This window comes from Almyronema sp., from assembly GCF_052168255.1.
Lineage (GTDB): Bacteria > Cyanobacteriota > Cyanobacteriia > Phormidesmidales > Phormidesmidaceae > Sphaerothrix > Sphaerothrix epifaneia.
On sequence record NZ_JBQLZL010000092.1, the window covers coordinates 1 to 12,591 of the forward strand.

The window sequence follows — 12,591 nt, forward strand, 5'->3', positions numbered from 1 at the left end:
AAACCCTAGCGATCGCCCAGCGAATTCTTACCGAACTGGGACGACGGCGACGTAGCCTCATTTTTTGGGCAATTTTCCCGGTACTGATTTTAGTTCTCAACGGTTTAATCTTGGCTGAACGCGCCCAGCTTTCAACCGCCGCCGCTTTTGAAAATGCCGCCCCCCCCAGCTTAGTCGGCGCAGCCTTGTTTTTTAGCTGTTTAGGCGGCAGCGTCGCCACCGTCGTAGCCGAGCGAGAGCATCGCACCCTTAAACGCTTATTTCTTTCGCCCTTGAGCGGCCTTTCTTACTTTTTGGGCATCTTTGTCGCCCACAGCGCCATTGGTCTAGGGCAGACAGGGTTGGTGTATGCGATCGCCTTTGCCCTGGGTGCCCAGTTTAACGGTTCGCTACTGCTGGGTTTAGCAATTATTCTGCTAAGCATTGTCGCCTACGTTGGCGTTGGCTTCATTTTAGGGACGCAATTTGCCCGCCGCACCGAAGACGTCAACGCCCTGGTAGCCGCCTTTGGGGTGCCTTTGCTGATTTTAGGCGGCACATTTTTACCCGCTTCTTTGTTTCCAGAAGTGCTGCTCGATATCGCCCAGTTCAATCCGGTTTATCACATGAACGAAGCGCTGCTAGGGGTTGCCGCTGCCGGGGAAGGTTTAGAAGCGATCGCCCCTCATATCAGCTTCTTAATTATTTTTGCTGGGGTAATGGTGATTTTGGGCTGGCTTTCCTACCAGCGCATGATGCAAACTGAGCGCAGATTGTAAAAAAATAAGCGCTGTCTTTTGTTCTAGGGAAAAGTGTATGCGTCGGTATTTCTCGCGAGCCGGATGGTTAGGAGCGATCGCGATCGCAATTTGTACGATTTTAATCTTGGCTTTACCCGGCAGTAGCCCTGCCCAAATGTCATCAGGCACCGAACTCATTTGGTACGGGCAGTCTGCCTTTAAGCTCACCACCCCCACGGGCAAAGTGCTACTGATCGATCCGTGGCTACAAAATCCGCTCAACCCTAATGGCGAAGCTGACCTGGCTAATCTCAACCAAGTTGACCTGTTGCTAATTACCCACGGTCATGGCGACCATGTCGGCAATGCTTTTGAAATTGCCGAAAAAACCCAGGCTCGACTGGTCAGCACCGCTGATTTGGGCAAAGCCCTCGTTCAAGCAGGCTATCCTGCTGACTTAGTCGGTCGCGAAACCCAGGGCAACTTCGGCGGCGAGTTAACGCTGCTAGACGGCGAAGTCAAAGTCGCCTTTATTCCGGCAGTACATAGCTCTGCCATCGGCACAGACGGCAACCCGGCCGCTTACGCAGGCAACCCCGGCGGTTTTTTAATCACCATTGCCAACGGGCCAGTCATTTACCACACGGGCGACACCGACTTGTTTAGCGATATAGCGCTGGTTTCGCAGTTTCGCCCCGTCGATGTGATGCTAACTTGCATTGGCGACCAGTTTACAATGGGGCCAGCGCGAGCCGCCGAAGCCGTCAAACGGGTGAATCCGAAAAAAGCGGTGCCGATGCACTATGGCGTATTTACCCTCACAGGTACCCCCGCTGAGTTTGCAGCGGCGCTAGAGGCGCTAGCGGTTGAGGCCGAATACACACCCATGACCGTCGGCGAACCCCTGGCTTTGTAAGGTCTTTGCATTGGGCTTAGCAGCCCGGTAAAGCCGCTAAGCCCCTACTCGGCGTAGATCATTTTGCGGGTCATGCCGCCATCAACTATAAAGTTCTGCCCGGTGACAAATCCAGCCCCTTCTGACAACAAATAGGCCGCAAGGCCAGCAATGTCATTAGGCGTGCCGACGCGTCCGGCGGGGTGCTGGTCGTGGTCGCGATCGCTGAGATGAGGCGTCTGGCGCTGGCTGGATTTTTGCCAATCGCTGACGGCAATCCAGCCAGGGCTAATGCAGTTTACCCGAACGTAAGGCCCCAAGCTGATAGCTAAAGCATGGGTGAAAGCCACAATGCCGCCTTTAGAAGCGACATAGGCTTCGGTGTGCGGTTCCGACTGAGTAGCCCGAGTTGACGCAATGTTGATGATGGCTCCTCGAGTTTTGCGTAAGTGAGAGACGGTGTGTTTAGTCGCCAGAAAATAGCCAGTGAGGTTGGTAGCCAGTTTGTGATTCCAATCTTCTAAAGTCAGTTTTTCAATCGGATCATTATAAGGAGACGCAATCCCCGCATTGTTGATCAGGGCATGAACCGACTGAAAGCGATCGAGCGTATCAGCAACACACTGGGCTACGGCAGCTTCTTCTGTCACGTTGGTTTGGCAAAAAATCAAAGCTTCAGCAAAAAGCTCAAATTCCTTCAGGCAATCTGCCCCTGCTTCGGCGTCTACATCAGCGATCGCCACATTCCAGCCCTCCGTCAGTAAATGCAGCGCAATCCCCTTGCCAATTCCCTGTGCCCCGCCTGTGATGATTGCGGTTTTAGAAGCTGCTGTCATCGTGTTTATCCTGTCAGTTGCCTGCCTCAGATTGTCTAACGTCAACCCGATTTGCAAATCTTGCTGGCGCTAGAGATTGCTGCTATAGCCACTCAGCTTAAGCCGCTCAAACCGCTGAAAGGCCACTGCCAGAAAAGCTTTGCTGCTGCCCCACTGCCCTATCTTTCTGCCTTTAGCCCTGTCGCCCTGAGGCATCTCAGCAACTGGCACAGCGCCAGCGCCAATGTTTTGGCTCGCTAGCCATGATGGAAGCGCAAAACCAACCCGGAGGAAGCTGATGAATACGAGAGAAATGGGTGGCTTTTTGTTTTTAGCGTCGGCATTGGCGCTAATTTTGCTATTGGTGTTTGGCGTGTTGCAGTGGTTGGGCGTGCCTTCTGGCAACTTTCTAGACTGGCTGATTGGGGCGGCTAGCTTTTGGTGGCTGGTGGTCATTGTCACCGTCCCTTGGAACATCCACTTTGAAGCCAAAGCAGTTTTGGCCGATGCCGACATTTCTCGCCAACAAGAGCTAGTTGTAGACGAACAGCAAATGAGCTATGTAAGAACGCTATCGCGGCGATCGCTGTGGGCGGCTATTGCCTTGCATGGCTTATCAGCCTTGGGGCTGTATTTACTAGCCGCCTCAGGTATTAGCTCAATTGGCTACATTAGCTCAGCCGCTGCTTTACTGCTAACGGTACTCAGACCTGCGATCGCGCTATATCAATATTTGGCTATGCGCTTGGGCGTTATTCGCCACGGCCTCAAGTATCCCCGTGAAGATGTGCTGAGTCTAGAACAACGGGTCTTTAACCTAGAAAACCTGGTAGAAAAAATTCGCTACGAACTCAACCTCGATGAATCGGCAGAAAATCTCGACAGTTGGGCAACGGCTCAGCAACGGGCGATCGCAGCTTTGCGCCAAGAACTCACCCAGCTCAGCGCCAACCACGAAACCCTTACCGCCACAAACCAGTCTGAACACGAACGCCTTCGTCGAGAAGCGCGTAATGCGATCGCTCAGCTCAGCAGCGATAGCCAGTTCTTAGAGCATGTCCGCGAAATTATTCAGTTTTTCAAAACGGCTTAATACTCTAGCAGCATCGTGTCAGGAGGAGTGTCTAAGTCATTGGCTAGCGGCGTCTGGTCGCCGGGTGAGTAAACGTTGCTAGTCGGCCAGGGAGACTGGGTCTGAGGCTGCCGTAGCTGCTGGGTGCTACGCTCTAGCTGCTGAATTTGAGCATTCAGTTCGCTCAAGCGGGTGTCGATTTGCTGACAGCGTTGATCTAGCAGAACCCGCTCACGCTGTAGGCGCTTTTTTTCCACCGTCAGCTTGTAAAGGCTGAGATAATTAGACGCCTCTGAGCGCTGGCGCGGCATCGTACTGATTTTAGTGCGAAGTTTGCCTCTAGAGCCTTGGGGATACATGGTAGGGGGATGGGTAGCATTTCCCCCGCAGTGTGCCCGATCGACCGATCGGGCTAACTAAACCAGGGGTGACAGGGCTATCTACGAGGCCAGCGTCACTGCGCAGTAACAGAGAGTGGGCAAAGTTCCCTAAAGACGCCCGACACGCCTTAAGGAGTGGTTGCGGGTGGCGCTTCGGGCGCGGTTGTCCCTTCTGGGGCGGGGGTAGCTGGGTCAGTGGCTGGGTCATCAACGGGGTCGTCAGCCGGAATGTTTGAGGGTTGTTCAGTGGGAGCTTCTTCGGTCATGGGGTCTACGGCGTCGTCACTGCCGGGTGCTTGACAGGCGGTGGTTAGGCTAACCAAGCCGACTAAAAACATTAAAGGAATAGCGGTTTTTTTGAGTAACATGATTCGTCTCCAATGGGTTTGACATCTAGGGTTTATCGCTATAGCCACAAGCGTTGAGACACTTCCAGGGCTGAAAGCCACTGACAGAAAAGTTTTGCTTCTGCCCGCTGCCCTTAGCTATAGCTGTTTGAGCCAGCCTAATGGCATCGCTCTTTGGATATTTGCTAGGGATAATGAGCCAAGTCGGGCGCACAGGTTTTTTGAGTGCTTTAGTGGCTCAAAATTGCTGCGCGGCTTGAGGCCGAGTCGGCAAGGTTAAGCTCTAAAGCCAGAAAACATTTGAGATTGAAAGTGGTAGCGAGCGCCTTTAACACAGCGTCCTTGCTCTGATGCTAAATAAACGCACATGCGCGAAACCTCTTCCGGTGGCAAGACAAACTCGGCGCTGAGATCGTCCTCTGGGATTAAATCGGCATCCCAGTGCTTAAGTTGTGAGCAAAGACAGTGCGCCCGAATGTTGTTCTGGGTTTGGAGCTGATTTAGGCGGGCAACAAAGGCCGTAATCCAGGCTTGCATTGCTCGGCCATAAGGGGCTGCTTCGGGGTGCTCTAGGCTGGTTTCAGAGGCGATCGCAATAATGCTGCCGTGAGTTTGCTTGAGATAGGGCAGCGAGTATTTGATCATTAAAAAGGTAGCTCGCAAAATGTCTAGCACCTGATCAAATTCGCTGATCAAATAGCTATCTAAAGCTGCCCAAGCGGGAGGTTCTGCACCACAAACTAGGCTATCGATCTGGCCGTATTTACGAATGGCCGTTTGAACGCAGTGCAAAGCATGTTCGGGTTGGGACAGGTTGCCCGAATAGAGACTGGCCGAGCAGCCCTTACGCTGCAAATAATGCACCACCCGATGCAAAGATTCTTCGTTTTCGCCGCTGACGACGACATGAGCGCCTTCAAGGCCAAAGCGCTGGGCAATTCCGGCGCGAAATGGTGTATCAACGCAGGTCACGATCGCGACTTTGCCAGATAGCCGACCTGTGAGCAAAGGCAGCGTATTTTCAAAGGCCGGGTCAGTAGCCGTTGGGGGCACTACAACCTGACAGCTTAGATCCTGAGACATTTCTGAATTCTCCTTCAGTGCAAATGTCGGTAGTCAAAAGCTTCAGTATTGGTTTGACCACCTTGACCTAAACCATAAAAGGCAAAAGTAAAAAACTGGATAATCCGCATATTTACTGGGCTTGTCCCAGTAAGGTAAACGCGGCCCAGTCGCGCGGATGAGGATACCGCTGCATTGTTAATAACATTGCTTGTCTCAGTGCTTGCGCATAACTAGGCGTCTGTTGCAACTCTTGATAAAAAGCGACCATGAGGTCAACGGTAGAGACATCAGAAATGGCCCAGAGCGACACGACAACACTAGGTACCCCAGCCGCCATCAGCGATCGCGACAGCCCAATCACGCCATCGCCTGTAATGGTGCCCCGACCTGTATCACAAGCACTGAGTACAACCAAGTCAGCCTGTAGCTTTAGGTCAAAAATTTCGCCTGCGGTCAGCCAACCGTCAGCGCGATCGCTAGGGGCTAGCGCCAACGCACCAGGTACCCCCAAATCAGGAATATCTTCTAGCAAACCGTGGGTAGCTAGGTGAACCAGCCCCGCCTGAGCAAGTTGTTGCACGACGGCCTCTTCACTGGCGGCTGCCCCCACCAAAGCTTGCGTATTGAGCAAACGAGCAATGGCATTGGCTTCGGTGGCGGCTCCGGGCAAGGCCGCTAAAGGCGATCGCGTCGGATTAGGAATGGTCGGCATGGTGGGGTTGCCAATAATCAAAGCCGTCTCAGGGGTAGCTGCAGTTGAAAAGCGTTGATGATCGAGCTGCTGCGTCAAAGCCAATGTTTGAATAGAAGGCGCTGTTACCAACGTGTGTTGCTGCACCAGGTATTGCCCAGTGCTGTCTGGCAAAGCGGCGAAGGGGACTAAAAACAACGTTTCTTGCGGAATCAGCACGACTGTTGCCGTCGGATCGCGAGGTAGCAAGTCAGCAATGGGGGCAATCAAGCGCTGTTGCAGCCGTCGGAGCGGGTCAGCTGGGTCAGTGGCTAGCGTCGCAGTCGCTACAACGCCAATACTGCGATCGCCGCCTACCCCCAGCGCCATCCGCACAGCCTCAACCTGCTGACTCAGAGAAGGGCCTGCCTGCAAATCTACCTGGCGCAAAGCGATCGCGCCGTTGGGTTGCACCACCCAAATTAGCAGCGTGGTTTCCGGGGCATCATGGGTAAACTGCACAGCGGCGCTGTGGGGAGTTTGCACAAACTGTTCCCGCAGAATGCTATAGGTGACGAGGGTGGCCTGTTGAGCGGCTGCAATTTGCTGAATCTGACGAATATCAGGAGCCGCTAAACGGCTGTCTGGGCGATTGAGCCGTCGAGCCATTAGCTCGGCAAAGGCGCGTGCCCGACCGCGCTCAGCCACTTCTAGCGCTGGCAGGGCTTTGTTTTGCTCAACCAGCACCTTTTGCAAATTGCGGTAGGTATCGGCCTGGGTTTCAAAAATAGACACCTTGAAGGTATCGTTATTACCCAACCCGGTTCGCAACGACTCCCAAACGGCGATGCCTTGGTAAAGCAAACGCTCTGCCTCGTCAAGACGCTGGAGCTGAGACAGCACATCCCCCAGGTTGTTTAGAGCAATGCCCTCGCCTAATTTAGCGCCCAAACTTTGAGCCAGCGCTAGGGCGTCGCGGTAGGGCACTTCGGCCTGGGCAAACCGCTGCTGATAGCTATAAACAGTGCCCAACCCCAAAAAAGCTTGCACGCTTTGCAACGGGTCGGCGATCGCTTGCGCCAGCGCTAAGCTTTGCTGATAAACCGCTTCAGCTTGCGTGTAGCGTTCCAGACGGCTGTAGGTATGGCCTAAGTTACCCAGCGCTTGAGCTTCGCCGTAGCGATCTTGAATCGATTGAGCCAGGGCTAAAGCTTGCTGCTGTTGCTGTAGGGCAAGCTGGGGCTGATTTTGCGCTAGATAGGCACTGCCAAGATTGCGCAGGGTTAGCGATCGCCATTGGGGGGCAGCGGCTTCAGTCAACTGAGCCAAAGCGCTTTGATAGTGGGCGATCGCCGTTGTATATTCGCCCAGAGCCGCGTAAGTTGCGCCAATTCCCGCCTGAGCCATGCCCACTTCTAACGAATTTGGTTGAGCTTCGGCCAAGGCCAAAAGGGTCTGGTAATGGCTCAAAGCCTGGGCATAGTCTGCCAAAACAAAATAGACAGCCGCTAAATTGTTGAGGGCGTAGGTTTGCCAAGCCAGGTTTTGATAGTGGCGAGCAACGGCCAGATTTTGCTGGTAGCAGGCTATCAGCGGCGCATACAGGCTAGGTGACTGCACCTGTACGGTTTCTCTTAAAGTAGCCAGCAGCGTGGGGCAAGCTTGCATCTGCGGCGATAGCGCCAGCGTTTGCCAAGAGCCTGTTTGCCCCACCGGAAGCGGGTTGGGAAGATTAGACGGAGCAATAATCTGATACTGAGGGGTGCTGCTACCCGCTTCCCCTGGCAAGATTAAAAGCGTTGGCGTTAACGGCCCTAGATCGGCGAAGGCACTGTCAAAAGGGGCAAACAAGCTGGCGTCGAGTTCTAAAAGCCTGTGCCCCAGTTGCAGCCCGGTGGGTAAATGGGCGGGGGCTAGCTCAGCAGGGTCAGTTGGTGCCAGCCGCAGTAAGGGAACTTCTGGCAAAATGCCACGAATGACGGCCACAGGCTCAATGGCAGGCGCTAAGCTCAACGGCTCTCCTACCAAAACAGGTTGCCCATCGGCCAAAAGCCACGGAGTCGTCAAGTTAGCTGCTGGGTTAATGTCAGGCAGCGGCACAGCCGGGTCGAGATCAAAGCGCTCTGGCTGGCGGCCACCTGAAGGGTTGGCGGTCGGTGGGGTTTGGCTCTGGTTTGGCGACGGTGGAGGGCCGATTGTTTGTGCCAGCAGCGGTACGGCGATCGCGGCTGGCTGGCTCAGCCAAGCCGCCACCCCCGCCATGCCACTGAGCAGAGACAAAGCCAATCGATAGCAAACGCGAAAGTTACGGTCGGGTTGTGGCATGAGCTACCCCCACAGCCATCTAAAGCTGATGCCTATGCTTCTGATTCCAACGCCGTTGACCGATTTCCGCGTCAGTTCAAAATTATTTGCAAAAACAGGGCGATCGCCAGTTTGCGCTTACTGCCGAGCCGCCGCCGCTAAAGCCCTGGAATTTCTGATAACTCACCCTGCAACTCTTCCACTGAAAAGCGCGTCATTTCGCGCCATTCTTCAACCGTAAATTCGTAACCCAGCGTGCTGGCTTTGGCGACAAAGGCTTCTGGGTTGGGCGCAGTGCTCAACTCTTGACGCAGCGCCGGGTCGCTCTGAGCTGCTCTAAACAAACGGGCCACCGCTTCTTTCGCCATTGACTCAAACTCCTTAGTTAAACGTTTGCTTCGTGCTCGATCAACGCTGACTTAACTCGCTGCGATCGCTGTTGACGGTGTCTGCCGTATGGGTTTTAGAGGGGGCATTTGCCATCAATGACGAATGCTGCTACCTGCTTTAGTTAAGGGCTAGTTGCCACTTGTCCTTTGGCTAAGATATCGAGTTAGTCAGAGACTCGCGGGTTTCTGCAACGAAACTACAGATGTCTGCCAAATTGAACGAGCAAGCGCGATACTAGACTGGCGGCTAATGCCTCAGCGTCACAGACGCCGCTATAACAACAGCATCGGGAAGCTCAATTTCGTAAGCTTATGAAAAACATTCCCAAGATTTTGGTTGGCTTCTATTTGAGGCGCAATCCCAATCGCCTGCGGCTGACGCAGTTCAACTTTTTATACCGTTTTGCGTGGCTGCAAAGCTTACTGGAGGAACTCCGTCCCGAACTGTTTCCGCCCAAAAAGCCAGAAGTTGCCGAAGACATAGTTGCCGAAGTTGAAGCCCCTAGCGACGAGATTTTGCAACTGCTAGACGAATCAGTGCGGGGGCGCAAAGGCACCTATCACGTCAAGCAGTGGTTGGGGCAACGGGGTATGGGGCATCTGTTTGCAGCAACCCAGCTTAGCTCTAAAGAAGCCGTCATTGTTAAAGAGTATCTGCTGCCTGCGCGTTTGTTTAACGATGAAGAAGCACAGCAGCGGCAAAAGGCATTTGTCAACCTGGCTGGACTTGATCTAGCCGATGGCCGAGATCAAGATTTTCGTTTGATTGCGCCGATTGAAGCGATCGCCGATGAACAAAGTGTTAACCGCTGCTATTTGGTGACGCATGAGCGCGATCGCAGCCCTACAATGCGTCAGTTTTTGGCCGAAAGTGGAGCTATTCCGCCTGAGCAGGTGCGAATTTTGCTCAACCAAATTTTGCAGAGTTTAGAGTTTTTGCATCAGCAGAAGTTTATCTTACCGTCAGGCCGCATTCAAACCGGGCTGGTTCACGGCAATCTCAGCCTGGATACGCTGCTGTGGGTAAAACACAACGCTCAGCCTTTTTTGTACCTCTGCGATTTGGCTTTGTGGGAGCGGCTGTTTGATCCGCCCATGATAGAAGCTCAGCCCAAAACAGTGGCGCAAGATCTAGCCGCAGTGGGGCTGGTGGGTTTGCAACTGCTCACAGGGTCTGTTCATACCCTCGATCCTCAAGTGGCGGAAACCTGGCCGGGTGACGATGTTTTGTTAGAAGATTTTTTGCGCCGTTTGTTGGCTCTGGCACCGCCGTTTGAAACCGCTGAACTGGCGCGGCAAGAGTTGCTGTTGCTGCCTCGGCCTAATTTGCCGCCGCCGCTGGCAAAGTCGGCTGAAGCTGAACTGGAAGCCGAAAAACGCAAACGTTCGCGCTGGTGGCTGTGGTTAATTGGGTTATCGGCGATCGCAGCGCTAGGCGCGATCGCCTGGGTATTCTGGCCGCGATCGCCAGTTCTAAGCGATGAAGAAGATCCCAGCCTTTGCTGCCTTAACGAAGTCAGCGCGGTTCCAGAAGGCATTTTTGCCTACACCGCTGTTCAAGATGGCACCTGGAGCGGCATTGTCCGCCAAAATCAGCAGGCTCAGCCGCGACAGCCGACCCTGAACCTGCAAATGGCAGCGGCCTATCCCAATCTGCAACTGATCTATCGTCCGGCAGATTCAATTGAAGCCGCGATCGCTGCGGTTGAAACCCGTCAAGTTAGCTTTGCCATTGTGCCGCTGGTGCAAGATTTACCCCTAGGGTTAGGGGCGCAAAAAATTGCCTACGATGGCCTTGCCGTTTTTGTCGCCTTTTCCTACGCCGAACGCAACCAGAGTTTACCCCGTACCTTAGCCGGAGATTTAACTTTAGAGCAAGTCCGGCAGCTCTACCTGGGACAGTTTTATAGCTGGCAAGAAATTGGTGGGGCTAATCTGCCTGTACGCCTCTACGTGCCGCAAAACCCAGAGGCGTTAGACCTCTTTGCCAAGCGTGTCTTAAAACTGAGCTGGATGAACGCCCCTCGCGACAAAATTACCCAATTGCCCACGCTGGAAATGCTCAGAACCATTATTCGAGATTTTGAAGGTGGCTCGGTGGGCAGCGTTGGCTTTAGTCCGCTGAGTCAAGTTTTTGGTCAGTGTTCTGTCTATCCGCTGGCGCTGCAAGCAGACGGACAGGCTGCTGTACAGCCGTTAGTGCTGCGCAATGGTCAAACCGTTACACCCCGGACTGATCTCTGCGATCGCAAAGGTAACTACTATCCCGACTTAGACGCTTTCCGCAGTGGCGAATATCCGCTGGCGTATCCGGTAGCCGTGGTGTATTTGCAAGACAACAGCGTACCGCCGATTGGCGAGAAATTTGCCGAGATGCTCAAAACCGAAGAAGGTCAGCGCTTTTTGGCGGAAGCGGGGCTAGTGCCGTTGGTTGAGCCAACTGAGCTATTGCAATAGCTCGGTTCAAATTTGCTGACTGTGGGCGGGTACCCTTAGTCAACACAGACTTATCCCAGCTTGGCTGCTAGATAGCCTTAGCGAGACTCAACCAGATGACTAAGATATTGGTAATTGAGGATGATCCTATTGTTCGTGACAACCTCAAAGACATTTTGGAGCTAGAGTGCTTTGAGGTACAGCTTGCTGATAACGGGCAGTTAGGCATCGAAGCCGCCACCGCTTCTAGCTTTGACCTGATCATTTGCGACATTATGATGCCGGGGGCTGATGGCTATGAAGTGGTCAAAAACCTGCGGCAAAATTCTAAAACTGAGCGTGTTCCCTTCATTTTTTTAACCGCTAAGGTCGATCGCCAGGATCAGCGAATAGGTATGGATCTAGGCGCAGACGATTATTTGACCAAGCCGTTTGTGCCGCGTGAGGTTCTCAGCGCCATTCGCTCTCGCTTAGAGCGGCATGCAGCTTTTCAGCTAGCCTATCAAAAGGCACAACAGCAAGCCACAGCCTATCAAAAGCAAGCTCAAGATACCCAAACTATTGTGCGGATGAAGAGTGGCCTGCTTGAAAAGATTTCCGAAGACCTGCGTGAGTCTTTGACCAACGTTAATCTGGCACTTTACATGCTCAGTCAGGCAAGCTGTGATGACGAGCGCGATCGCTATATGCGGGTTTTAAAGCAGGAGTATGCCCGCGAGATGAATCTGCTCAAAGAGGTCGCTAACCTGCAATCGCTGATTGCCCCAGAAAACCTAAAGCTGCTGAAGCAGTTTAACTGGCTACAGTAGCGAACTACCAACGCGATCGCTAAATTAGCTAATCGGTTGGGTAACATCTGGTTCGCTTATGACGTCTTTAAGCGTGGCAATACTGTCAGCGCCCGACTGACTTTGCCCTAAAACGCTGAGTTCGCCGTTTGACTCCAAAATAACAACAGCAACTTCTTGCAAGCTGCGGTAGCCCGACTCTCGAACTGCTGAGAGAATTTCGTGATGGTTCACTCGCTCTTGGCGCATATTCTGCGGCAAAAACTCGCCTTGCCAAAAGACAATACGAGGCTGGGCACGCAACAGCGTTAAAACGGGTGGCCAGATGACGGTCAGCTTGGTGGCGGCAAACTGCAACCCTAGCAAAGCACCAATGCCGACTAACCCTTCTAGAATTGGCACATCTTTAAGCAAAATGGTAGAACCAACCATTGAACCCATCGCCACCGTCACCACCCAGTCGAAGTTGTTCATCTTAGAGGTGGAGCGTTTGCCAGAAACGCGGATGAACACCACCACTGCTAGATAAGTGGCCACACTGGTAATCACAATGCGCAGAATTTCAGCCCAGTTTTCAAAAAACGTCATTTGTCAGATCTATCGTTTACCCATGCACTCCAGTCACTATCAAAACGATTAGTTCCCCCAATTGCCCTCTATAGATAGAAATATTCAAAACTTACACCTTTAGAGGCTTTGTTGATGGGCTTG

Annotated in this window: 13 protein-coding genes; 6 read left to right on the plus strand and 7 right to left on the minus strand. The window is 53.1% G+C overall.

Annotated elements, in window-relative coordinates:
* Both ACTS3T_RS19675 and ACTS3T_RS19680 read left to right on the plus strand, forming a co-directional pair.
* A partial coding sequence (locus ACTS3T_RS19675) for an ABC transporter permease (RefSeq protein ID WP_462935419.1) occupies positions 1 to 758 on the plus strand: 758 nt, incomplete at its 5' end.
* 37 nt (positions 759 to 795) lie between these two features.
* The gene (locus tag ACTS3T_RS19680) at positions 796 to 1,635 is read left to right on the plus strand and encodes a metal-dependent hydrolase (RefSeq protein ID WP_462935420.1); all 840 of its coding nucleotides are present in this window, start codon (positions 796 to 798) and stop codon (positions 1,633 to 1,635) included.
* A gap of 44 nt (positions 1,636 to 1,679) precedes the next feature.
* Here ACTS3T_RS19680 and ACTS3T_RS19685 read toward each other — a convergent pair whose 3' ends face one another.
* Complete coding sequence (locus ACTS3T_RS19685; protein WP_462935421.1) at positions 1,680 to 2,450, minus strand: glucose 1-dehydrogenase; 771 nt, start codon at positions 2,448 to 2,450, stop codon at positions 1,680 to 1,682.
* Between the two features lie 51 nt (positions 2,451 to 2,501).
* Between ACTS3T_RS19685 and ACTS3T_RS19690 the strand changes: the two genes are divergently transcribed.
* Complete coding sequence (locus ACTS3T_RS19690; protein WP_462935422.1) at positions 2,502 to 2,690, plus strand: hypothetical protein; 189 nt, start codon at positions 2,502 to 2,504, stop codon at positions 2,688 to 2,690.
* Positions 2,691 to 2,727: 37 nt separating this feature from the next.
* Positions 2,728 to 3,522: a hypothetical protein gene (locus ACTS3T_RS19695; protein WP_462935423.1), complete on the plus strand. Its 795-nt coding sequence runs from the start codon at positions 2,728 to 2,730 to the stop codon at positions 3,520 to 3,522.
* Here ACTS3T_RS19695 and ACTS3T_RS19700 read toward each other — a convergent pair.
* The 5 genes from ACTS3T_RS19700 to ACTS3T_RS19720 all read right to left on the minus strand — a co-directional run bounded on the left by ACTS3T_RS19700 (position 3,519) and on the right by ACTS3T_RS19720 (position 8,635).
* A complete protein-coding gene (locus tag ACTS3T_RS19700) occupies positions 3,519 to 3,860 on the minus strand; it encodes a hypothetical protein (protein ID WP_462935424.1) in 342 nt (113 codons plus the stop codon). The genes ACTS3T_RS19695 and ACTS3T_RS19700 overlap by 4 nt on opposite strands.
* Positions 3,861 to 4,009: 149 nt before the next feature.
* Positions 4,010 to 4,249 (minus strand): hypothetical protein, encoded by a 240-nt coding sequence (locus tag ACTS3T_RS19705; RefSeq protein ID WP_462935425.1) that lies wholly within the window; start codon positions 4,247 to 4,249, stop codon positions 4,010 to 4,012.
* A 255-nt stretch (positions 4,250 to 4,504) separates the two neighbouring features.
* Positions 4,505 to 5,311, minus strand: a complete 807-nt coding sequence (locus ACTS3T_RS19710) for an SDR family NAD(P)-dependent oxidoreductase (RefSeq protein ID WP_462935426.1) — start codon at positions 5,309 to 5,311, stop codon at positions 4,505 to 4,507.
* Between the two features lie 112 nt (positions 5,312 to 5,423).
* The gene (locus ACTS3T_RS19715) at positions 5,424 to 8,288 is read right to left on the minus strand and encodes a CHAT domain-containing protein (protein WP_462935427.1); all 2,865 of its coding nucleotides are present in this window, start codon (positions 8,286 to 8,288) and stop codon (positions 5,424 to 5,426) included.
* A gap of 137 nt (positions 8,289 to 8,425) precedes the next feature.
* Positions 8,426 to 8,635, minus strand: coding sequence for a Nif11-like leader peptide family natural product precursor (locus ACTS3T_RS19720; protein WP_462935428.1), 210 nt, complete (start codon positions 8,633 to 8,635; stop codon positions 8,426 to 8,428).
* Between the two features lie 333 nt (positions 8,636 to 8,968).
* On the opposite strand from ACTS3T_RS19720, the gene ACTS3T_RS19725 reads away from it, so the two are divergent.
* Together ACTS3T_RS19725 and ACTS3T_RS19730 are read left to right on the plus strand one after the other, a co-directional pair.
* Positions 8,969 to 11,113: a substrate-binding domain-containing protein gene (locus tag ACTS3T_RS19725; RefSeq protein WP_462935429.1), complete on the plus strand. Its 2,145-nt coding sequence runs from the start codon at positions 8,969 to 8,971 to the stop codon at positions 11,111 to 11,113.
* A gap of 95 nt (positions 11,114 to 11,208) precedes the next feature.
* Positions 11,209 to 11,901 carry a response regulator transcription factor gene (locus ACTS3T_RS19730; RefSeq protein WP_462935430.1) on the plus strand — a complete coding sequence of 231 codons (693 nt, stop codon included), beginning with the start codon at positions 11,209 to 11,211 and terminating at the stop codon, positions 11,899 to 11,901.
* Positions 11,902 to 11,925: 24 nt separating this feature from the next.
* On the opposite strand, the gene ACTS3T_RS19735 is transcribed toward ACTS3T_RS19730, so the two are convergent.
* Complete coding sequence (locus ACTS3T_RS19735; protein ID WP_462935431.1) at positions 11,926 to 12,468, minus strand: DUF421 domain-containing protein; 543 nt, start codon at positions 12,466 to 12,468, stop codon at positions 11,926 to 11,928.
* Positions 12,469 to 12,591 lie beyond the last annotated feature (123 nt).